This is a genomic window from Peribacillus sp. V2I11 (genome assembly GCF_030817135.1).
In the GTDB taxonomy this organism is placed as follows: Bacteria; Bacillota; Bacilli; order Bacillales; family DSM-1321; genus Peribacillus; species Peribacillus simplex.
On record NZ_JAUSYW010000001.1, the window covers coordinates 3,367,219 to 3,387,504 of the forward strand.

Below are 20,286 nucleotides of genomic sequence, written 5' to 3' on the forward strand. Positions count from 1 at the left end.
GGTAGGAGAAATGAAGAAAATCTTATTAACGATCATGGTATTGGCATTGGCCATCGTGGCTGCAGCATGCGGGAAGGAAGAGGGTGCATCAGGCGGTTCGGATGATGTGAAAACAGTGAAAGTCGGTGTCAGCAGCGGGGATACGAGAACATGGGAATACATTGTCGATTTGGCGAAAGAAGAGGGACTGAATATTGAACTGGTCACTTTCAATGATTATATCCAACCGAACCTTGCCTTAAGTGAAGGGGAAATTGATGCCAATTCATTCCAAACGGTCGCTTACTTCGATGAATTCGTTCAAGATCAAAATCTGAAATTAGAGGCCATCGGGTCGACTGTCATTGCACCTATGGGCCTTTATTCGAAAAAACACAAAGATCTGAAGGATCTTCCAGATGGTGCCACGATAGCCGTTCCGAATGAAGCAACAAACTTTGGCCGTGCATTACTCCTTCTTCAAGAAGCTGGATTGATTACATTGAAAGAGGAATTCAATGGATCGGGATCATTGGAAATCATTAAGGAAAATCCGAAAAACTTGAAAATCCAACCTGTTGCTGCCGGCAATACCCCGCGTCTATTGGACGATGCCGATGCTTCAGCCATTAATAATAACTTTGCCGTCGAAGCAGGCCTTACTTTGAAAGATGCATTATTCCATGAAAGCAAAACCGCGAAACCATATATTAATATCATTGCAGTTAAAAAGGGAAATGCCGATCGTCCTGAGCTGCAAAAATTAGTGGAGCTTTATCAATCGAAAAAAGTGGAGGCATTCATTGAAAAAACGTTTAAAGGAAACACCATTCCTGCATATGTTTCCGTAGATGAATTAGTGAATTACCAGGATGCATGGACAAAGCCAGCTAATGAAAAGTAAAGGTGAGAACAAATAGATCGATTCAAGAAAAAGGGGAGATCAGAGTATGGCGAGAGAATTAGTGCTGAAGCAGCATAAGCAGATCATTGAAGATCATATCGACCTTCATTCCGAATTATATATTGAAACAAGTCAAGCCATTCATGCCAAACCCGAAATTGGGAATCAAGAGTTCTTCGCTTCGGATACATTAACCGGAATACTTCAAAATGAAGGATTTGAAGTGACCCGCAATATAGCAGGGCATGAAACAGGATTCATCGCCAAAAAAACCTCTTCAAAGAAAGGGCCCACCATTGCCTTTTTAGCCGAGTATGATGCATTGCCGGGTTTAGGTCATGCTTGCGGCCATAATATCATCGGCACAACGAGTGTTGCAGCAGGCATTTCCCTGGCTCAAGTGCTGGAGGAAACGGGCGGAGAGGTGATCGTTTTCGGAACACCGGCTGAAGAAGGCGGGCCGAATGGAAGCGCAAAAGGCAGCTTTGTGAAGCACGGTCTATTTGATGCGGTGGATGCGGCCATCCTTATCCATCCTGCCGGGCAAACGCGTGTCACAAGTCCATTTTTGGCTGTCGACCCCCTTGATTTTCATTTCTACGGGAAGTCAGCGCATGCAGCAGCTGCACCTGAAGAAGGCGTGAATGCACTTGACGCGGTGATTCAGCTGTTCAATGGCATTAATGCTTTGCGCCAGCAGCTCCCAGCCGAGGTCAAAATTCACGGAATCATCACCAATGGCGGGGAAGCTCCTAACATCATTCCTGAATATGCTTCTGCCAGGTTTTACATTAGAGCAACAACATGGAAACTTTGCCAAGAAGTATCCAATAAAATACGTGCTGTTGCCGAAGGGGCAGCACTTGCCACAGGAAGTACGGTTAAAGTTGAACGTTTCCAAAATGAAGTACTCGATTTTGTCATTAATCCAGTCCTGGATGAACTGTTAAAAGAAGAACTGGCTCAATTAGGGGAAGCGGTGGCTCCTCGAAAAGAGAGTGGCTTTGGCTCGACGGATGCAGGTAATGTAAGCCATGTAGTGCCGACAGCACATCCTTATATAAAAATTGGACATGATGAGCTGATTGCCCATACGAATGAATTCCGAGAATGTGCCAAATCTCCTGCTGGAGACAAAGCCATCCTGACCGGAGCAAAAGCCCTTGCACTTACAGGGTATAAATTGATTTCGGATAAAGACCTGTTGGATAAAGTGAAAACGGCTTTTCATGAAGCGAAGCAATAAAAAAATTGTTGACTGCGGATCACAGAGTTAGTATTATTAAAATAATAATACCAAGTAATTAAATAGGATTTATAGGTTAATTGACCGGAAAACCGGAGACTTTTCTTTCATGTAAAGAGGTGTCTCCGGTTTTTTTGTGAATGGGCAAGTCGAAAGATTTTCTTTCAATACATCCTATAAAGGGGGATTTATCATGGGGATATTATTACGTAAAGCGATTGAGAAAAAAAGAAACTTCCTAATCAACAAGTTGATTAACAAGGGAGTTTATAAAAAGAATGACATCCATCTTTTTGAATTGACCTTAACCGATTTAGAGAATGAATATATTAAAATAACTAAAACCGAAGAGAAGGAATCCGACGATCATTCCCCCTGTCTGAGGATACATCATTTCATATAATGTCAGAATAAAAGGAGAGGGTGAAATGAAGAAGGGCGTGGAAGAAAAGCGGAAGGAATTAATCTATAAACTTATGATCCATACTGTAAATAAGAGTGTGGAACAGCTAATGAAGTTAACCTTAAAAGAATTGGAAATGGAATATAAAAAGGTTCAAAATGACTGTCATCCCCATAGTGATGCGGGCTCGATACAATGGATCAGTGCAAAACGGCATTAGGCTGAATGTGGAACCTCCATTAATGTTCCTTAAAAAATTTCATCATGTTGCTAAAGGCTTCTTGAGCTGATTCTATATGATGGTTTGAGTTATAAGGGTCACTGAATCCGTGTTTTCCGTTGAATTTATGAACTTCGACATTCTTTCTCTCTAAAGCTGAAATTAACTCGTCCACATTAAATGATGGCTCTTCTAGTGGGAAAAATAACAGTGCAGGGCATCGTGGCGCTAATTCTGCATAATTCCTAATACGGGAACCGTAGAATCCAACTATTCCATCGACACATTCTTCCTCACTGCACAGCCATGCTACAGTTGCCCCTGCACTGAATCCAAGGATGAAAATCTTCTGGTATTCACCTTTTATTTCCGATAATATTTCCTTTATTTTATGCAAAGCGCCTGTGAAGCCTATGTTCTCCATAAAATGTCGATAAGCAGCCTCCTCTTGGGAATAATCAAAAGGCGTTTCCCGTTCTAACAAATTAGGACAGATGACATCAAAATCCTGATTTGATAATGACTCACAAAAACCCTGCATATGTTGGTTCAGTCCATATATTTCGTGAATGACAATGATGACAGTATCGGAATCTTTCTGAATGTGCAGCATTTTTAACCCTCCTTAGTAAAATACTATTTAGCCTTTAAGACATATCCCCTGACTTTCAAATAAATTATTAGGCATAGGGAAGTTCTCTTCCTTCTATAAATGCTTTTAAGTTTGCCAAACTAAGATCATATCCGTCCATGTTAATGGAAACTAACTCTAGTTCCTTCAGATTCTGGGTATATTTCAAAAGTGAAAACGAGGTTATCTGAATCCGAGGAATAAGAAAACCTTTCGTTAGGAATTATCTCTTGGATGGTAAAGCTCATAGGGATGCTTTCGTTATCTTTAAGGTTGTTATATGCACTAGGCATTAGTACGAAAATTGCCTTCTCTCCAACCTTGAGTTTAGGAATATTCCATTTTGAACCCGGGGCATACCATTTTGAAATGATTTCATCATTCGTAATCGCATTCCAAACAGTTTCTTGGTTTTTATGAATTAGAACAGAGTTACTATCATTATTCACTTGACTACCCTCCTTGCTTTTTCTTGGATTATATAGAATGCCTAGGAAATATACAAGAAGATTTAATACGCTGGCGAAACTGCTTAAGAATTAACCGGCTAGAAGTGGAACACGTGACAATAATGTAAGATGGTAGCTTAAATTGTTAGGAAGAACGATGGCGATTTACTCCCTTTCTCTTTATTATGTAAGAAAAAGAGGAAAGTTGGGAATGAAATGGATTTTTTTGAGCTGAATATCAATGTATTTAGAATGATCAATGACTTAGGGAAACAGTACGCTTATTTAAACCCTTCTGCCATTTTCATTGCCGAGTACATGGTATTTTTCTTGGCTTTAGCAATCATCGTAATATGGTTCACTCGAAATGAACAGAGTAGAATGATGGTTGTTTGTGGGATGATTACGTTTGTAATAGCTGAAATGATGGGGAAAATGGCAGGGAGATTGCATTCGAACAATCAGCCATTTGCCGAATTGACCGATGTTAATAAGTTAATTGAAAAAGCAGTGGATAATTCATTTCCAAGCGACCATACCATCTTGTTTTTCTCGTTTTGTTTATCCTTTTGGCTTTTCAAAAGAGGATGGTGGTTATTATGGATCATGCTTTCTTTCCTTGTTGGCATTTCCCGTATTTGGGTAGGTGTCCACTTTCCGGCGGATGTGCTGGCAGGAGCTATACTAAGCACCATTTCAGGATTGGTGGTTTACCTTGTTGTTCCTAAAATAAGCTTGATTCATAAATTATTAGGGGGTTATGAAAGGTATGAACAAATGGTTCTGTCCCCGTTAACTAAATCGAAGGAAAAAAAATCAAAGGATTTTTAAGCAAGATTTAAAAAACAGGGTTGCTAGGCAACCTTTTTTTTGTTGAAAGAAGTGCAGTGTTGAATACAAAAATATCCATATGATGATGCTGATGGTAAAATAAAGTGAAAGCAATCCATCGCAATGGGGGAGTTACTATTGATAGATATCCAAGAAATCAAAGACATTATCAGGCATCGCTATCCATTTCTTTTAGTTGATAGAGTTTTGGAATTGGAAGAAGGAAAGAGAGCGGTGGCCATTAAAAATGTAACAGCAAATGAAGAGTTTTTTACTGGTCATTTTCCAAATTACCCAGTGATGCCAGGTGTATTGATCGTTGAGGCATTAGCACAGGTAAGTGCTGTTGTAATGCTAACAAAAGAAGAAAATCAAGGGCGGATCGGGCTTTTGGCTGGGATCGATGGATGTCGTTTTAAAAGGCAAGTAAGGCCAGGGGACCAATTACGTTTAGAAGTAGAGATTACTCGCTTGAAAGGTCCTATCGGTAAAGGAAAAGGAAGGGCTACTGTCGATGGAGAAACGGTATGCGAGACTGAGCTCATATTTGCTTTTGGTGATTGATGGTGATGCCGATAAAAAAAGCTTACGGGTATGTGACAAGGATCAAAAATGGAGAAACACAGGTATTGGTTTTTCAACATCCCATCAGGGAAGCGGGTATACAGATACCCAAGGGAACAGTGAAGCCTCAAGAAGATGCATACCAAGCAGTGATGAGGGAAATGAAAGAAGAAACAGGTCTGGAAAATTTTCATCTGGAAAAATTAATTGCAGAAGATTTTTGGGAGAACGCAGATGGTGCCATACATAATAGATATTTTTATAAAATAAGTGTATCGAATGTTCCTAATGAATGGGACTATCAGCCAACGGGTGGAGGAGATGAAGAGGGGCTGACATTCCATTTCTTCTGGATTTCATCCGAACATGAAGTGGAACTTATTAAAGGGCATGGAGATTATTTAAACCTGATATTCACCTAACCCATCAGTGCGCAGCAGTATATCACAACCGGCCAAGGTCATTATTGATCTTGGCCGGTTGTTTTTTAATGATCAGGTTTGTTTTTCGGTTATGAAAGTTTTTACGGTTGGCGGTTCATATGCATTAAATTGATCAAGAAGTCCATTTGGTTCAACATCAACCAGCGCCATGGAACGGAACTTTTCATGCAGGAACTGTTCGTCGGCCATATGATTGAATAAAGCGACCAAAGGATCATAATAATGATTGATATTTAAGAGTCCGCAAGGTTTTTGATGAAGACCAAGCTGAGCCCAAGTGAAAATCTCAAAGAATTCTTCCAATGTTCCTGGACCGCCAGGCAAGGCAATGAACCCATCTGCAAGCTCAGCCATTTTTGCTTTTCTTTGATGCATGGATTCCACGACAATCAGTTCAGTTAAGCTCTTATGTGCTATTTCTTTTTTTTCTAGAAAATCTGGCATTACGCCAAATACATTTCCGCCTGCTTCCAAAACGGAATCTGCAACTGCACCCATGATTCCTACACTTGAGCCCCCATAGACAAGTGTAATATTACGTTTTGCCAGTTCCGCACCCAATTTTTTAGCCTCTTCTACATAGACAGCAGATGCACCATTGCTTGATCCACAAAATACAGCTAGACTTTTCAAAATATCACATCTCCCATTTAGTAATCTTCCTTTCATATCATACAAAATTCAAGAAGATTTGTTAAACTTGAATTACCTAACTTACGAGTAAATAGCTTAAACTCACGAGTAAAACAGCAAAACTCACGAGTAAAACAGCAAAACTCACGAGTAAATAGCGCAAACTCACGAGTAAAAGCAAAATTCACGAGTAAACAGCACACGGCCATATGGTTAATTAACGATAAAGGGGTCACTTTATATAATGTTTAAGTATACGGTTTGTTTTGTAAAGAAGAATAATGAACTTCTCATGCTTAACCGGGAGAAAGCTCCTATTATGGGTGTTTGGAACGGGGTGGGGGGCAAAATCGAGAAAGGTGAAACACCTGATATAGGTGCACGGCGTGAGGTATTTGAGGAAACGGGGATAGAGGTAGAGACCTTTTTTTCTAAAGGAACGGTAACCTGGGAGACTCCAGAAGGTGAATTGGATGGAATATATGTATATTTGTATATGGCCGATGAGGATTTAATATATGAAACACCGAAAAAAACGCGGGAAGGCATTCTTGATTGGAAATCCATTGATTGGATACTCCATCCACTTAATCTCGGAATTGCCGAAATGGCCGCGCAGTACTTGCCGGTTTTATTGAAAAAAGAAGGAAACTATACATTCACTTACAATAATGGTGAAATGTATCATTCCTGAAACCAACCTTAAAAAAGGGATACTACCATTTCGTGCACCCATTTTTCCGCGATGACCTCGCTATGTGATGTAAGAAGAATACCGAATACATAAACTAGAGCTAGCATGAAAACAATGGATGCAAGCATTTCCACCCATTTGATGGCATGGAAGCCGTACAGCGAAAGCGCAATTTGCACCAATTGGATCGCGACAAAGCAAATGACGGCATTATCAAAAGAACCACCCGTAATGACCTTCACGAATTCGTTTAAGGCAGTACCGCCGATCCAACTTTGAAAACCGTACCAGATGATGGCCGGAATTCCGCGCTGAACAACATAGGGAATGCCCGTCCTGTATCCAAACCTATCGTTTGCTTTTTCTTGCAAAAAAGTGGGGTAGTGAATGAGGGAATTTCCATTTTCCACAAATGAAAAGGTGTTAATTGGTATGATGAAATGAAAAAATTGTATTTAAGGAGAAATATATTCTTGAAAAAAGTGAAAATTATCTTAGTAATATTTGTTCTTGCTTTATCAGCTTATCAACTAATTACCGAAAATTTTGAGTTGTTGCCGTATTCTATGTTGTTTTTGGGGGCAATTATGTTAGTAACAGGATTAGTCGAACTTCAAGAAGATAGAAAAGGTGGATTTTTGGGGTGTGTCGTTGTCTCATTATTTCTTTTCTTTGTTTCCATACAGGGTTTCTTTTTGAACTGACAGGTTCTTTACTTCAATAACTAGGTTGTTTCGGGCAGCCTTTTTGTTATGCAATTAAAGGAGACAGGTAAAGGGAGATTTTGTTAAAATTAATAGTTGAAGAATATATAGAAATATTCGGTTATCATAAACGGGAGGTGTGGAGGAAAGATGAAGATAATAGAACTGCCAATTGAATTTGAATTTAATGGACAAAAAAATCACATTAATCCTAGCTTGATTATATGGAAGAATGAACTGACTTTGGTCGATGCAGGGTATCCTGATTTTTTACCTTTAATTGAAAATGAAATGATAAAAAATGGTTATGAAATGAAGAATTTAAAGAATATGATCATTACTCATTATGATATTGATCATATAGGTTCCTTATATGATTTCAAGGAAAAGTATCCTTTGATTAACATTATGGCCAGTGAAGTAGAATCAAAATATATTAGTGGTGAAATGAAGTCAGAGAGATTGGTCCAAGCCGAAGAAATGCTTGAAAATATGCCAAATCAAGAAATCGAATTCGGTAAATGGTTTATACAACAATTAAAGAATTTGAAGCATGTTTCGATTGATGAAAAGGTACATGATGGTGATCTGATTTTAGATAACGAATGTAGAGTAGTGGCAACACCAGGGCATACCTCAGGGCATATTTCATTATATTTTCCAAGTTTAAAAAGTGTAATAACAGGTGATGCAGCTGTTAAAGAGAATCATGAATTGGTCATTGCTAATCCACACTTTTGTTTAGATGTCGAGAAAGCAGAACAGTCTTTAAGAAAGGTTAAAAATCTTAAAGCTGAAAATTACTATTGTTATCATGGTGGAAAATTCACTTTATAATTGGAAAATGAGGTTCGGAATGCTCTCACCCCGAGCCATGATTTTAAAACAAGAATAGATTATCGTTATGTTTTTTTATTGTAATCCTATTGGATTGAAGAAATTGGCGACACTCCTGCCGATAACTGGCTAGCCGAGACCCCACAGACGCTTGCTTTGATAAGGCTTGGCAGACAGTCGGAGGGAAGGGAACGGATTTCTGAAATCAACGGGAACGTTTTTCTAAAAAAACTGTAGACAAACTTATGTAACTAGAGGGACAGGTTCGTAAATATTGATTACTTTATCTTTTTGAATCAGTCGAGATACTGTTTTAATATATCCAATCCTATTTTTAACTCATCAAATGAGTTTGTGGAAGAAAGTGCAATACGTAAATACATATCAGGGGTGGTCTGCCCGCTTTGAAAACGATTGGAATGAAAAACTCGAATACCGCGCCTTTTTAAATCCGTTTCCAGCTGTAACGCATCGTTATGTCCTTTAATTGGAAGCCAACGATAAAGACTGAGAGGATGTCCAACATCCTTTCTTAAAGGAAAATATTCCGAATAAATATCATTTGCAGTCTGTGCAAGCTGTTTCTTTTGAGAAACAATTTCATGTGCTTTTCCTGATAGGATGAGCTCGGTGATAACCTCTGCATCAAAAGAAGAGGTCTTTACATTAATGTTGAAAATGGCATGGGAAATTTTCTCGCGAAATGCATCCCCATAGACCATATAGGCAACTCTTAATCCAGAACATATTGACTTAGAGGTGCCACAAATATAAACGCTCTGTTCTGGAAGCAAATGGAACATTGGCTGCCGGTAATCTGAGATGATGCCTGCCGTCAGAAATGCATGAATATCATCCTCAATCAAAATTAAACGATGCTTACGGATGACCGCAGCTAATTCTTGCTTTCGAATATCTGACATCATGATTGTGGTTGGATTGTTGCAAGAGGGCATCAGAAAAATGCCGTCAATATTCGTTTGACAACACTGCTTTTCAAGTTCATCTGGCAGCATTCCAAACTGGTCTCCGGGAATGGGCACTAACTTAATATGGAACATCTTTGCCAACTCGATAAAGTTTGAATATGTGTATAAGTCTGTTGCAATTCTATTTCCAGGCTCAAACAAAGCAGCCAAGGCAATGGCCAATGCATTTTGGGCACCAGAAACGATTGCTATATGCTCTTGATCCGCGTGAATTCCGAAAGATTCCATCCAGTTTAGAGCTGCTGTTTTTTGATGTGGAATACCAGCCGGATCGTTGTAATTCAGTAGCTGCTCCAAATAACTTTTGTTCACAGTTTTTTGAATGGTTTCTGATACAATATCATTGGTTTGCTCAAAAGAAGCCACAAAACCGAGATCAATGCTGTTTGCCGTTTTATCCGCGGAAATGGTTATGGAACGAGTGGCATTAGGAGCTACAAAGGTTCCGCTTCCCGTAACGGCATATATTAATCCCTTTACCTCGCATATTTTGTAGGAACGGGTAATCGTGGTGAAGTTTAAATCAAGAAAATCTGCCAATTCCCGTTGCGGAGGCAACTTTGTTCCAGGTGCTAAAAAACCATTTGTTATATCCTGTTCAAGTAATGATGCAAGGGATTTATAAAAAGGACGCTTTAATGCTTTCTTATCAGGTTTCCAAGACATTGGATAATTGTCAAATGAATTTACTGGCATAGTTCACCTCTACTATCATATTCCATACAATCATATCATTTTTTGTATGGAATTCTAATAATGAAACGGTATGATTTGAGTTGGCTTTAAACGAATAAAGGTGATAAGCCTATCAGTACCCCCATTTTGATAAAATGGGGGAATTTTATTTTAATTGTAATCCATACAATTAACTTGTTTTTTGTACGGATTTTGTATGTTAAGTTTAAATAAATTTAGCCATCAGGATGTGAATGATATGAAAAAAAGAACTCAAATGCTAACTGCATTTCGTGCAGCTTTTCCGTACACAGTGCCCATTTTTGCAGGCTTTTTATTTTTAGGAATCGCTTATGGAATCTTTATGAATTCATTAGGATTCAGTGCGATTTACCCGATATTGATGAGTCTAACGATATTTGCAGGATCAATGGAGTTTATTGCAGCCAATTTATTGCTTGTTGCGTTCAATCCGATTAACGCCCTTTTTCTAACTTTAATGGTGAATGCACGACATTTATTTTATGGCATTTCCATGCTTGATAAGTATAGGGGGACAGGGAAGAAAAAGCTGTATCTGATTTATGGGCTTTGCGATGAGTCCTTTTCCATCAATTGTACCGTTGATGTTCCGAAGAATGTAGATAAGGGCTGGTTCATGTTCTTCGTGACACTGCTCAATCATTCCTATTGGGTGATAGGATCAGCGATAGGCGGCATTTTTGGGTCACTTGTCAAGTTCAACACAGAAGGACTCGATTTTGTTATGACGGCTCTCTTTGTTGTCATCTTCATTGAACAATGGATGAAAGAGAAAAACCATCATAGTGCTCTCGCAGGGCTTGGGCTGTCAGCTGTCTGCCTTATTATTTTTGGCGGGAACGATTTCATTATCCCTGCCATGTTTGCCATTTTGGGGGTAATCACCGTACTTAGAAAACCATTAGAGAAAGTGGAGGTCAAGGCCATATGACAATGGATTTATCGCAGCAGATCATTACGATTGCAATGGTTGTTATAGGCACAATGATTACAAGATTTCTTCCATTCATCGTTTTTCCATCAGGTAAACCCACACCGAAGTATGTACAATATCTCGGTAAAATGCTGCCATCCGCGGTAATTGGGCTTTTGATCATTTATTGTTTAAAGGATGTAAGCTTACAATCGGGAAGTCACGGCATCCCGGAATTTATTGCGGTGGCTGTAGTTGCCCTGCTTCACTTTTGGAAGAAAATGATGCTCCTCTCCATGGCAGGGGGAACGATTGTCTACATGATGTTGGTGCAATTGGTTTTTTAAAATCATAATGACTATTGTTCCATCCCCCATTACCAATCCTTAATATCAATGGTAATGGGAGAAAAATATTCAATCAAAGGGGTAGGTAATGGTGCAGAAGAAAATTGACGAATAACAAATTTATGAAAAACACTATGAACAAATTCATGAGCAAGTAAAAAACGATCCGTATGCTCAGTCGTTAGGCATTCAGTTAACGAAATTCGAGGCAGGTTTTGCAGAAGCAACGTTAGACGTGCAAAGCCATATGGTAAATGCATTTGGAACTGTTCACGGGGCTGTTATTTATGCTGTAGCAGATCATGTTTTTTCCGTAGCCTGTAATGCATATGGAAAAACATCATTGGGACTCTCGACAACAATCCAGTTTATTGAATCAGCTAAACCCGGTGACAAGATAGTGGCCCGTGCAACTGAAGTTAAACGAAACTATCGGGCAGGTTTCTATCGAATAGACGTCATGCATGAGCAAAACCTGATAGCAACCATGGAGGCGGTGTCATACCGAAAGGATCATTATTTTATTGAACTTTATGAACAAGATTAAGCAGTCTAATAGCTATTGGTCAGAGCTGTCATTGAGGCAGCCTTTTCTTATGGACTAACGGGCAGGGAAATTAGGAAACTTTATATTAGGTTCTTTTTCAAACAACAGATTAATAGCCATAAGCAATTTATTTATGGTCTTTAGTTTTATTCCTCTAATGAAATAAGTATATCTAAGAAAAGGGTACATTCCTATGTGATTGTTAGGGGGGCTTCTGAAACTCCATCAAACGTCATATGGAAGTAACAGGTGCAATAGCAGTAAATCTGATCTGTCATCTAGACTAGACGGATTTTTCTTATGCTGATGAAGAATGATTACTAAATTTGTCCCCTATTCAATTTTCATCATGTTTCTGATATGCTTTTATCAATTATAAAAAGAAAGGTGTAGTTATGATGATTAAGGAATTTAGGGAGTTTATAACTAAAGGAAACGTTCTCGATCTTGCCATAGCTGTAGTGATGGGTGCTGCTTTTGGAAAAATCGTTTCATCGCTAGTCGAAAATATTATCACACCGCTAGTTGGAATTTTACTAGGGGGAGTCAATCTTTCTTCTTTATCCATTCCAGTTGGAAACGCAGTTGTTCAATACGGTGCATTTGTTCAAGCTGTGATCGATTTCTTGATTATTTCGTTTGCGATTTTCATGTTTATGAAGATGGCGAATTCTCTTTTTAGAAAAAAACAAGTGAACGAGGAAGAGGCAGTTGAAGAGGTACCGGCAACTGAGCAATATTTAAAGGAAATCCGCGACCTTTTACAAAAAAATGCACGGCAGGATGAAAGATTATAAGTTCATACCACGAAAAAAGCCCAATTTCTCAATTTTATGCTGAGAAATTGGGCTTTTTAATATCGAAATTTCCTAACGTTGTAAATCCGCATTTTCCTGACGCTGCCCCTTAAAGAATTGATGGGGCAGGATAGTTAAACAAGGCATTTCAGTGTAAGTAGTGAATTTAATAATGTGGTAATGTCGGTTTATTAGAGGTGGAATTTATGAAAAAAGCATTTGAAAGGTGTTACGAGAGAAAATTGGGAAGAGGCATTAGCACTGAAAGTTAAGAAGCACAAAGTAACTTTGTACCGTCAGTAGCCTATCACTGGCCAAAGTTTATATTAAACCAGAAGGGGATAACATTGTTTATTTGCCCTTTGCCATCTATGACAAAGAGATAATGGTCGGTTTTATCATGCATGCTTACGATGAAATTACGACGAATATGTATTGGATTAACGGATTTATAATTGATGAAAGGTATCAGGGGAAAGGATATGGTAGGGCGCACTGGCAGAGATGGTTCATTGGATAGCGAATAGGTTTACCATTTGTAAAGAAATTCGTCTAACCGTATTTAAAGATAACGAAAATGCTTGTGAATTATATAAACGTTTTGGCTTTCTCTCAACAGGTGATGTCTGGTCTCTTCCTATAAAGTAACTATGTTTCTTATGAAACTATACTAATCAATGATGTTGAATAAATTAGACTTTCTCTTTTCGTTATAAGGGAATAGAATATAAATAAAAAGGTGATTACAATTAAAAAAGTAAAAAGTATCCTATTTTTTCTTCTTGGATCCATATCTCTTGTGATTGGTGTTGCGGGGACTGTGTTACCAGTTCTGCCGGGCGGTCCGTTTTACTTATTTGCTGCTTTTTGCTTTGCTAAAAGTTCCAAGTCGATTGAAAACTGGTTCAAAAGCACCTCGTTATATGAAAAATACGTGGAAGCATTCCTGCAAAAAAAAGGTATGACTCGAAAAGAGAAAATCAGAATCCATTTAATTGCCGATTTCTTCATCGTAATTTCTGTATTTTATGTGGACATCCTATTAGTGAAAATCTTGTTGGTAGTGCTCGCCCTCTATAAACATTATTATTTCATTAAAAAAATTAAGACAATTGACCGGAAAAGTACGAAACAAAGAGCTTTTTGAACCTTCAAATAATGGGTCCTTACTTCAATAAGGGAGTTGCTTAGGCAACTCTCAGTTTGTAGACAAAAGGGGTTCGGAATTAAAAAATTCCGAACCCCTTTTGAAATTCCCTTTTAAATTTTGACCAAAGGTTAAGAGATTTGGGCTCTTCGAGCCACTATGTTAAGCCATTTTAGGACCTTGCCATGTCCACGTGGCCATCTTCTTTAAATTAATGGCAGCGAAAGTAAGCATCGCTTGCATCGACAATTTTTTAAGTCCCCTTAAAGTAGTCCAACGCATACCATGCTTTTCTTTTGCATCTGCGAATACACGCTCAATCGTTTCTTTGCGTTTCGCATATATAGGTTTTACATCTTGATGGTGACGCAGATGATCTGCTTCTTCCACATATGCTTGCCAGATATGCCGTGTCACTACTTTTTGATGGTCTTTGCTTTCTGTACACCGTGATAAAAAAGAGCATGTTGCACAAATTTGTTTTGGCGATTTGTACTCGCGATAGCCCTCTTTATTTGTTGTTGAGTACTTTAAAGTTTCGCCCGAAGGGCAAAGGTAACAATCAAAGTGTTCATCATAAACATAGTCATGTTTGCGAAAGAATCCTTCTTTTTACGAGGACGTGTATAGGGTAAAGCAGGTGTGTAATTTCTTTGTTAAATAGGTAGCTTGTAATCGCTGGTGTTTTATAAGCTGCATCTGCGGCAACTGCTTCTGGTTTTCCAACTTTCTCAATCACTTGCTCAACAAGTGGCTCCAAAATATGACTGTCATGTGTATTACCAGGTGTTACAATCGTTCCCAATACAAAACCGTTGCGGTCTGCGGCCGCGTGGAATGAATAGGCAAACTGTTTTGTTCGTTCATCTTTCACATAGTAGCCACTCTCAGGATCCGTAGTACTTTCTTTAATTGCTCTGGTTTCTTCCTTATCAAAATTATCTGGTGGAAAAGGTTTCTTTCCATGGTTTTCACGATCTTGATTTATTTCATCCTGAAGACGTCCTTGATATGCTCGTGTTTCTTTGCGTACGATTTTCTTTTCAAATTTGCGCTTATTCGCATTGGCTTTCACATGTGTGGAATCGACGAATACGTGTTCAGCACTTATTAACTTTCTATCAGCAGCTGTTATTAAGATGCGATAGAAAATCTGTTCAAACAGGTCTGTATCTTTAAAGCGTCGCTCATAATTTTTCCCGAACGTTGAGAAATGAGGTACTTTATCATGGAAACCATAGCCTAAGAACCAACGGTAAGCCATATTTGTTTCAGCTTCTTCAATCGTTTTACGCATGGAACGAATACCGAAGGTATATTGAATGAATGTCAGTTTAACTAAAATAACTGGATCAATACTTGGGCGTCCTACCTCTGAATACATATCTTTCACCAAGTCGTAAATGAAAGTGAAGTCAATGGAAGCCTCAATTTTACGAACCAAATGGTTCGCCGGCACCAGTTGATCTAAAGTAATCATTTCAAGTTGATCTCGCTGAATAGAATTATGTTTCGAAAGCATCCTCATCACCTCAAGTTTTAATAGTTCTATTTTAAAACAAAAAAGACTGTAGGCAAAAGGAGTTCTATCTAAATTTTTAAACATAGTTGATTGGAACGGAAGGTGCGAGACTTCTGCGGGAATAGCGAGTCCAAGGGAGACCCCACAGGCGCAAGTGCGCCGAGGAGGCTCCCGGACCGCCCGCGAAAAGCGAGTGCCTGAAGTGGAAATCAACGTCCAAATTTGTACAAGCCAAAAAAAACTGTAGACAAACTCGATTTTCATCGAGTTTGTCTACAGTCTGGGAGTTGCTTAGGCAGCTCTTTTTCTAATGGAACTAACGGGGCAGGGTAGTTCGAGTGCTGTTTGATCTTTGTTCAACAATTGGGCCATATTCGAATAACTAACGAAAGTACACTTGTCATAAGAAAGAGCCTATCCAAGGTAAGCTCTTTCTTATTTTCCTTTTAATAACCAAAAACCAATTAATATAATGGTGATACCAACCCCTGTTCGCCAATTGGGAATTTCTTTTAGAAATATATATCCAATTGCGACACTAACTAGTATCTCCATTCCTTTAGAGACAATAAGTGAGAAGGTTAAATTATCTACAATTTTTGTTAAAAACTTCACTCCGTATCCAATCATAATACTCGCAGACAGGAAAAAAGGTAAAAGTTTTACATAGTACCATAAAGTCGATAAAAAATTTGAGTCAATGTGCTTGGTGTGATAAGCGTAAATAGTATTAATAATTAATAAACCGCCTAACATTAATAAAAGGGCAAGGAAAATCATAAATGTTGTTCTCCAATTGAATTTGTTTCTATAATTTTGCCCAAATGCAAAATCTTTATGTAATGTAAAAAATGAAGTTACTCATTAGCATGAAGAATCGCTTTTCTTAATGAACGAACAGGTGCGTTGGTTCATTAAAACTCACTAAAAATTATCAAAATATTTTATAAAAGCTGTATCCTAAAACACAAGAAAATCCATTTTGATCAATCATTCAAAATGGATTTTTTATTTACGCTAATATGGGGGGGAAGGAGGACATATTGATTCATCTTTATTTCAAAACTACAGCCAGTTAAAACATTTCATTAACTTCCCATGATTCGACAATTTGATGCGCCATCCTTGGATCATATCCTTTACCCATCAGATAGGAAATAGCTGCAATTTCCATCATTGCATGAGGGATAGATGTTTTTTGAGCTTCGTTTAAACCATACTGTACCCATGGGCCAACCTGTGACAATGTTTCTTGTTTGAGATGGTGTGGGTTCATGTAAGAAGGATACACAATATTACATCCTTTCAAAATATAGTTGAATATCACAATCCTATTTTATGCACCTTAACTCATCCCGTGTTCGATAATCTCTAATTTTATAGATAAAAGTTATGGGTCAAAGGATATCCTTCTTTAACAATGGAGGGAGGTAAGTTTAAGTGGGGAATTCCACAATTGTTTCTAGTTAAAGTAGTGTAACTTCCTCGAGAAGAAAAAATCAACCTAAAAGAATGTAAACTGAATCATGTTCAAGCTAAAAGTGAATTTTTTGAAATTGGTTAAACTAGTGGCATCGATTGATCCTTCAAAGATTTATAAAAAATGTTGACAAAGTCCACTAATCACAATAAAGTATTAGTGGATAAAGTCCACTAAAAAGGAAGTCAATAATGAATATAAATAAAAGTACCATAGCTGATATACGGAAATTCAATAGATTTTATACGAATGTACTTGGTGTGTTGGATAAGCATATTTTGGATACCGGATATTCTTTCACTGAGGCACGGGTAATTTTGGAGATCGGTTTGATGGAGCAGTGTATTGCAAACAATTTAGTTGATAAACTGGAAATTGATCGCAGTTATATGAGTAGAATAATTACCAAGCTAAGTAAAGATGGACTGATTATTAAGGAAAACTCGACTTTGGATAACAGAACGAGTCTGATTCGGTTGACTCCTGAAGGGATTACTCTTTTTAACCAGCTTAATGAAAGATCAGATGAACAATTAGTGAGGTTATTCCAAGGATTATCACAAAATGAAATAAAAGAAATCCATGCTTCTATGCTGTTCATTCAGGAGAAATTGGATAGTTTGGGGAGAATTAAGGATGATACGTTTTGAAAATGATTATACAGAAGGTGCTCATAAGCGAATTCTGAAACGATTAATAGAAACCAATGAAGAACAAACACCTGGTTATGGAGTGGATGAGCACTGTGAAAAAGCGAGAGCTTACATTCGAAAAGAGTGTGATGCGGCGAATGCGGATATACACTTTTTAGTAGGAGGAACACAAACGAATACAACGATCATCGCATCAATTTTGCGGCCGCATCAAGGTGCGGTAGCTGCAATTACTGGTCATATCGCAGTACATGAAACAGGAGCGATTGAAGCCACTGGTCATAAAGTGCTTACTTTGCCGAGTGATGATGGAAAAATTCAAGCTGAACAGGTGAAAGAACTATATGATGCTCACTGGAATGATGTCACTCATGAGCATATGGTACAGCCAGGCTTGGTTTACATTTCCAACCCTACAGAAAATGGAACGACTTATAGTAAAGCCGAATTGGAAGCATTAAGTAAAGTTTGCCGCGAATGTGGTTTGCCATTGGTATTGGACGGCGCTAGATTAGGGTATGGTTTGGCTTCAATAGACAGCGATTTAACCTTGGCGGATATTGCAAGGCTATGTGATGTGTTCTATATAGGGGGAACGAAAATTGGTGCAATGTTTGGTGAAGCGGCAGTCATCATGAATGATGCCCTGAAAAAGGATTTTCGTTATTTCATCAAGCAAAAGGGAGGATTACTGGCTAAAGGGAGACTATTGGGGATCCAGTTTGAAACCTTATTTGAAGATGGCTTATACTATGAAATTTCTGATCATGCCGTGGAAATGTCAATCATGATTCGAGAAGCGTTTATTGAAAATGGATTTTCATTACGATATGATTCCAAATCAAATCAACAGTTTCCCATTTTGCCTGATGATGTAATCTTGGAATTAGGCAAAAAGTATTCATTCTCCTTCTGGGAAAAAGTCGATGCTACTCACAGTGCTGTGAGATTTTGTACCAGTTGGGCTACGAAAAAAGAACATGTTGAAATGCTGGTAGAAGATATTAAGGCAACAAAAGGAGAAAAAAATGGCCACGATAGAGTTATATGCAGAGAATAGTTATATAAAAGAATGTTCGGCAACCATTGTTTCAATACAAGACCGATTTGTTGTGTTCGATCAAACCATTTTCTATCCAGGTGGCGGTGGGCAGCCTTGTGACCGGGGGATTATTAAACAAGGTGATGAAACCTATAATATAGTAACGGTAAAAAAAATGGATGGTGAAATTATTCATGAACTGGAACGTCCATTACAGGACATTAATCAAACAGTAGAAATGCAGATTGACTGGTCTTGGCGGTATCAGAATATGCAGTATCACACATTATTGCATGTCATTTCAGGTTATTTATATCAACATTACAATGCTTTGGCTACAAGCAGTCAAATTGAAAAAGAACATGCGAGATTAGAACTGTCTTTTTCTCCTGAAATAATGGAAGAAATACCATTTGATTCATTAGAACAATCGATAAAGAAGGTACTGGCACAACCCCATAATGTTTACACGAAAACAATTAGTAGGACTGAAGCAGAGCAAAAAGAAGGGTTTATTAAAACGGTCATTAATTTACTTCCAGCTTCTCTTAACGAAATTCGAATCGTTCAAATAAATGATATTGATGAGCAAGCATGTGGCGGAACCCACGTTAACAACACAAATGAAATTAAAGACTTTTCCATTATGAAAATTCAACAAAAAGGTCCCGCGAAAAAAAGGATTAAAATTCAACTGCTGGATTAAGTTCTACCATCATGAGGAATACTCGGGAATAGTTCCATAAACGGCAGCATCAGTATAGAACAATATTTTCATATTCCAGGCTGCCGTTTGTAAGACATTAACCATTTGGTTGGAACAGTATCGTGAAATATGGGAAGAAAAACTCGACAGCTTGGAACTTTATCTGAAGGAGCTACAAAATAAAAAACAATAATTGGAGGAATGAAATGTTTACAAAAACCGAAATTACCCGTAGTTTCAACGCTACTCGTGAGCTTGTATTTAAGGCATTTACCGAATCAGAACATCTGAAGAACTGGTGGGGCCCAAAAGGATGGGCTTTTGATATTTCTAAGTTTGAGCTTCGCCAAGATGGTGTCTTCCATTACAGCCAGACATCTCCAGAGGGTAATGTAATGTGGGTCAAATTTGTTTATCAAGAAGTAAATGCTCCGGAGAAACTCGTTTACACCTCTTTCTTTTCTGATGAAAAGGGTAACATCGTACGTGCTCCTTTTAACGGCAGCTGGCCATTGGAAATTCTCAATACTTTTACATTCACCGAGCATGAAGGTAAAACAATGCTTACGATGATTGGGACACCTGTATCCCCAACTGATGAGGAAATGAAAACTTACGAGGAGTCACAAGAAATGGTACAGGCGGGCTTTTCAGGAACCTTCGTTCAACTGGCTGATTACCTCTCGAATGTTTCAGAAAACTGATATAGGCCGATGACGAATAAAAGAACAATGAGAACACTGTCAATAGCAGTGTTCTCATTGTTCTTGGTAATTATTTATTAGTGTGAGTCATTTGTCTTGTAAAAAGGGGTTTTTCTTCTTTGAATTTGCAACAATTATGGTCGCGTAAATTCATTGATAAAAAAGAAAAAATGTGGTAAATTTA

Annotated in this window: 25 protein-coding genes and 3 pseudogenes; 20 read left to right on the top strand and 8 right to left on the bottom strand. The window is 38.2% G+C overall.

Going from position 1 to position 20,286, the window contains the following annotated elements; translation table 11 throughout:
- Positions 1–10: 10 nt before the first annotated feature.
- From QFZ73_RS16425 to QFZ73_RS16440, 4 genes are all read left to right on the top strand, one after another.
- Positions 11–883: a MetQ/NlpA family ABC transporter substrate-binding protein gene (locus QFZ73_RS16425; protein ID WP_251430311.1), complete on the top strand. Its 873-nt coding sequence runs from the start codon at positions 11–13 to the stop codon at positions 881–883.
- A gap of 46 nt (positions 884–929) precedes the next feature.
- Complete coding sequence (locus QFZ73_RS16430) at positions 930–2,129, top strand: M20 family metallopeptidase (protein ID WP_307268242.1); 1,200 nt, start codon at positions 930–932, stop codon at positions 2,127–2,129.
- 193 nt (positions 2,130–2,322) lie between these two features.
- Complete coding sequence (locus QFZ73_RS16435) at positions 2,323–2,532, top strand: Fur-regulated basic protein FbpA (RefSeq protein ID WP_251430317.1); 210 nt, start codon at positions 2,323–2,325, stop codon at positions 2,530–2,532.
- Positions 2,533–2,557: 25 nt separating this feature from the next.
- Positions 2,558–2,752, top strand: coding sequence for a Fur-regulated basic protein FbpA (locus QFZ73_RS16440; RefSeq protein ID WP_251430320.1), 195 nt, complete (start codon positions 2,558–2,560; stop codon positions 2,750–2,752).
- A 19-nt stretch (positions 2,753–2,771) separates the two neighbouring features.
- On the opposite strand, the gene QFZ73_RS16445 is transcribed toward QFZ73_RS16440, so the two are convergent.
- Positions 2,772–3,365 carry a dienelactone hydrolase family protein gene (locus tag QFZ73_RS16445; protein ID WP_307268248.1) on the bottom strand — a complete coding sequence of 198 codons (594 nt, stop codon included), beginning with the start codon at positions 3,363–3,365 and terminating at the stop codon, positions 2,772–2,774.
- Between the two features lie 140 nt (positions 3,366–3,505).
- Complete coding sequence (locus QFZ73_RS16450) at positions 3,506–3,832, bottom strand: SRPBCC family protein (protein ID WP_251430326.1); 327 nt, start codon at positions 3,830–3,832, stop codon at positions 3,506–3,508.
- Between the two features lie 216 nt (positions 3,833–4,048).
- On the opposite strand from QFZ73_RS16450, the gene QFZ73_RS16455 reads away from it, so the two are divergent.
- The 3 genes from QFZ73_RS16455 to QFZ73_RS16465 all read left to right on the top strand — a co-directional run bounded on the left by QFZ73_RS16455 (position 4,049) and on the right by QFZ73_RS16465 (position 5,649).
- Positions 4,049–4,663 (top strand): undecaprenyl-diphosphatase, encoded by a 615-nt coding sequence (locus tag QFZ73_RS16455; protein ID WP_307268253.1) that lies wholly within the window; start codon positions 4,049–4,051, stop codon positions 4,661–4,663.
- A gap of 138 nt (positions 4,664–4,801) precedes the next feature.
- Entirely contained in the window at positions 4,802–5,227 is a 426-nt protein-coding gene (gene fabZ / locus QFZ73_RS16460) for a 3-hydroxyacyl-ACP dehydratase FabZ (RefSeq protein WP_307268255.1), read from the top strand.
- A gap of 5 nt (positions 5,228–5,232) precedes the next feature.
- On the top strand, positions 5,233–5,649 hold the full coding sequence (locus tag QFZ73_RS16465; protein WP_251430335.1) for an NUDIX hydrolase: 417 nt from the start codon (positions 5,233–5,235) through the stop codon (positions 5,647–5,649).
- 72 nt (positions 5,650–5,721) lie between these two features.
- On the opposite strand, the gene QFZ73_RS16470 is transcribed toward QFZ73_RS16465, so the two are convergent.
- Entirely contained in the window at positions 5,722–6,303 is a 582-nt protein-coding gene (locus QFZ73_RS16470) for an LOG family protein (RefSeq protein WP_251430338.1), read from the bottom strand.
- 244 nt (positions 6,304–6,547) lie between these two features.
- Here QFZ73_RS16470 and QFZ73_RS16475 point away from each other — a divergent pair, with 244 nt between their 5' ends.
- On the top strand, positions 6,548–6,997 hold the full coding sequence (locus QFZ73_RS16475; protein ID WP_307268261.1) for an NUDIX hydrolase: 450 nt from the start codon (positions 6,548–6,550) through the stop codon (positions 6,995–6,997).
- A 32-nt stretch (positions 6,998–7,029) separates the two neighbouring features.
- Here QFZ73_RS16475 and QFZ73_RS16480 read toward each other — a convergent pair.
- Positions 7,030–7,353, bottom strand: a pseudogene (locus QFZ73_RS16480) (cytosine permease); the annotation flags it as partial.
- A 126-nt stretch (positions 7,354–7,479) separates the two neighbouring features.
- Here QFZ73_RS16480 and QFZ73_RS16485 point away from each other — a divergent pair.
- Positions 7,480–7,701, top strand: a complete 222-nt coding sequence (locus tag QFZ73_RS16485; protein ID WP_307272837.1) for a DUF3953 domain-containing protein — start codon at positions 7,480–7,482, stop codon at positions 7,699–7,701.
- 150 nt (positions 7,702–7,851) lie between these two features.
- Entirely contained in the window at positions 7,852–8,538 is a 687-nt protein-coding gene (locus QFZ73_RS16490; protein ID WP_251430341.1) for an MBL fold metallo-hydrolase, read from the top strand.
- Between the two features lie 296 nt (positions 8,539–8,834).
- Here the strand turns inward: QFZ73_RS16490 and QFZ73_RS16495 are convergent, their stop codons facing one another.
- On the bottom strand, positions 8,835–10,223 hold the full coding sequence (locus QFZ73_RS16495) for an aminotransferase-like domain-containing protein (protein WP_307268266.1): 1,389 nt from the start codon (positions 10,221–10,223) through the stop codon (positions 8,835–8,837).
- Positions 10,224–10,419: 196 nt separating this feature from the next.
- Here QFZ73_RS16495 and azlC point away from each other — a divergent pair, with 196 nt between their 5' ends.
- The 6 genes and pseudogenes from azlC (at position 10,420) to QFZ73_RS16525 (ending at position 13,995) form a co-directional block, all read left to right on the top strand.
- Positions 10,420–11,175 carry an azaleucine resistance protein AzlC gene (gene azlC, locus QFZ73_RS16500; RefSeq protein ID WP_307268269.1) on the top strand — a complete coding sequence of 252 codons (756 nt, stop codon included), beginning with the start codon at positions 10,420–10,422 and terminating at the stop codon, positions 11,173–11,175.
- Positions 11,172–11,504, top strand: coding sequence for a branched-chain amino acid transporter permease (locus QFZ73_RS16505; protein ID WP_251437129.1), 333 nt, complete (start codon positions 11,172–11,174; stop codon positions 11,502–11,504). Before azlC ends, QFZ73_RS16505 begins: the two co-directional genes overlap by 4 nt.
- Positions 11,505–11,646: 142 nt before the next feature.
- Positions 11,647–12,051 carry a PaaI family thioesterase gene (locus QFZ73_RS16510; RefSeq protein WP_307272840.1) on the top strand — a complete coding sequence of 135 codons (405 nt, stop codon included), beginning with the start codon at positions 11,647–11,649 and terminating at the stop codon, positions 12,049–12,051.
- A 398-nt stretch (positions 12,052–12,449) separates the two neighbouring features.
- Positions 12,450–12,848, top strand: coding sequence for a large conductance mechanosensitive channel protein MscL (mscL, locus tag QFZ73_RS16515; protein WP_307268274.1), 399 nt, complete (start codon positions 12,450–12,452; stop codon positions 12,846–12,848).
- A gap of 219 nt (positions 12,849–13,067) precedes the next feature.
- Positions 13,068–13,496 (top strand): annotated as a pseudogene (locus QFZ73_RS16520) (GNAT family N-acetyltransferase).
- 91 nt (positions 13,497–13,587) lie between these two features.
- On the top strand, positions 13,588–13,995 hold the full coding sequence (locus QFZ73_RS16525) for a YbaN family protein (protein WP_307268277.1): 408 nt from the start codon (positions 13,588–13,590) through the stop codon (positions 13,993–13,995).
- Between the two features lie 162 nt (positions 13,996–14,157).
- Here QFZ73_RS16525 and QFZ73_RS16530 read toward each other — a convergent pair.
- The 3 genes and pseudogenes from QFZ73_RS16530 to QFZ73_RS16540 form a co-directional block, all read right to left on the bottom strand.
- Positions 14,158–15,517, bottom strand: a pseudogene (locus tag QFZ73_RS16530) (IS1182 family transposase).
- A gap of 435 nt (positions 15,518–15,952) precedes the next feature.
- On the bottom strand, positions 15,953–16,297 hold the full coding sequence (locus tag QFZ73_RS16535; RefSeq protein ID WP_251437135.1) for a hypothetical protein: 345 nt from the start codon (positions 16,295–16,297) through the stop codon (positions 15,953–15,955).
- 295 nt (positions 16,298–16,592) lie between these two features.
- A complete protein-coding gene (locus QFZ73_RS16540; RefSeq protein ID WP_251437137.1) occupies positions 16,593–16,808 on the bottom strand; it encodes a hypothetical protein in 216 nt (71 codons plus the stop codon).
- Positions 16,809–17,188: 380 nt separating this feature from the next.
- Here QFZ73_RS16540 and QFZ73_RS16545 point away from each other — a divergent pair, with 380 nt between their 5' ends.
- From QFZ73_RS16545 to QFZ73_RS16560, 4 genes are all read left to right on the top strand, one after another.
- Positions 17,189–17,647, top strand: coding sequence for a MarR family winged helix-turn-helix transcriptional regulator (locus QFZ73_RS16545; RefSeq protein ID WP_307268284.1), 459 nt, complete (start codon positions 17,189–17,191; stop codon positions 17,645–17,647).
- Complete coding sequence (locus QFZ73_RS16550; protein ID WP_251437140.1) at positions 17,634–18,710, top strand: threonine aldolase family protein; 1,077 nt, start codon at positions 17,634–17,636, stop codon at positions 18,708–18,710. The genes QFZ73_RS16545 and QFZ73_RS16550 overlap by 14 nt, the downstream gene beginning before the upstream one ends.
- Positions 18,679–19,398 carry an alanyl-tRNA editing protein gene (locus QFZ73_RS16555; RefSeq protein WP_307268289.1) on the top strand — a complete coding sequence of 240 codons (720 nt, stop codon included), beginning with the start codon at positions 18,679–18,681 and terminating at the stop codon, positions 19,396–19,398. Before QFZ73_RS16550 ends, QFZ73_RS16555 begins: the two co-directional genes overlap by 32 nt.
- A gap of 206 nt (positions 19,399–19,604) precedes the next feature.
- Positions 19,605–20,102 (top strand): SRPBCC family protein, encoded by a 498-nt coding sequence (locus QFZ73_RS16560; protein ID WP_307268292.1) that lies wholly within the window; start codon positions 19,605–19,607, stop codon positions 20,100–20,102.
- Positions 20,103–20,286 lie beyond the last annotated feature (184 nt).

What these genes read in the sequence shown, in the direction of transcription:
- mscL (WP_307268274.1), top strand. Translation starts at nt 12,450, where the DNA reads ATGATTAAGGAATTTAGGGAGTTTATAACTAAAGGAAACGTTCTCGAT.
- QFZ73_RS16505 (WP_251437129.1), top strand. Translation starts at nt 11,172, where the DNA reads ATGACAATGGATTTATCGCAGCAGATCATTACGATTGCAATGGTTGTT.
- QFZ73_RS16430 (WP_307268242.1), top strand. Translation starts at nt 930, where the DNA reads ATGGCGAGAGAATTAGTGCTGAAGCAGCATAAGCAGATCATTGAAGAT.
- azlC (WP_307268269.1), top strand. Translation starts at nt 10,420, where the DNA reads ATGTTAAGTTTAAATAAATTTAGCCATCAGGATGTGAATGATATGAAA.
- QFZ73_RS16545 (WP_307268284.1), top strand. Translation starts at nt 17,189, where the DNA reads ATGAATATAAATAAAAGTACCATAGCTGATATACGGAAATTCAATAGA.
- QFZ73_RS16560 (WP_307268292.1), top strand. Translation starts at nt 19,605, where the DNA reads ATGTTTACAAAAACCGAAATTACCCGTAGTTTCAACGCTACTCGTGAG.
- QFZ73_RS16475 (WP_307268261.1), top strand. Translation starts at nt 6,548, where the DNA reads ATGTTTAAGTATACGGTTTGTTTTGTAAAGAAGAATAATGAACTTCTC.
- QFZ73_RS16455 (WP_307268253.1), top strand. Translation starts at nt 4,049, where the DNA reads ATGGATTTTTTTGAGCTGAATATCAATGTATTTAGAATGATCAATGAC.
- QFZ73_RS16425 (WP_251430311.1), top strand. Translation starts at nt 11, where the DNA reads ATGAAGAAAATCTTATTAACGATCATGGTATTGGCATTGGCCATCGTG.
- QFZ73_RS16435 (WP_251430317.1), top strand. Translation starts at nt 2,323, where the DNA reads ATGGGGATATTATTACGTAAAGCGATTGAGAAAAAAAGAAACTTCCTA.
- QFZ73_RS16490 (WP_251430341.1), top strand. Translation starts at nt 7,852, where the DNA reads ATGAAGATAATAGAACTGCCAATTGAATTTGAATTTAATGGACAAAAA.
- QFZ73_RS16535 (WP_251437135.1), bottom strand. Translation starts at nt 16,297, where the DNA reads ATGATTTTCCTTGCCCTTTTATTAATGTTAGGCGGTTTATTAATTATT.
- QFZ73_RS16495 (WP_307268266.1), bottom strand. Translation starts at nt 10,223, where the DNA reads ATGCCAGTAAATTCATTTGACAATTATCCAATGTCTTGGAAACCTGAT.
- QFZ73_RS16550 (WP_251437140.1), top strand. Translation starts at nt 17,634, where the DNA reads ATGATACGTTTTGAAAATGATTATACAGAAGGTGCTCATAAGCGAATT.
- QFZ73_RS16445 (WP_307268248.1), bottom strand. Translation starts at nt 3,365, where the DNA reads ATGCTGCACATTCAGAAAGATTCCGATACTGTCATCATTGTCATTCAC.
- QFZ73_RS16555 (WP_307268289.1), top strand. Translation starts at nt 18,679, where the DNA reads ATGGCCACGATAGAGTTATATGCAGAGAATAGTTATATAAAAGAATGT.
- QFZ73_RS16440 (WP_251430320.1), top strand. Translation starts at nt 2,558, where the DNA reads ATGAAGAAGGGCGTGGAAGAAAAGCGGAAGGAATTAATCTATAAACTT.
- QFZ73_RS16465 (WP_251430335.1), top strand. Translation starts at nt 5,233, where the DNA reads ATGCCGATAAAAAAAGCTTACGGGTATGTGACAAGGATCAAAAATGGA.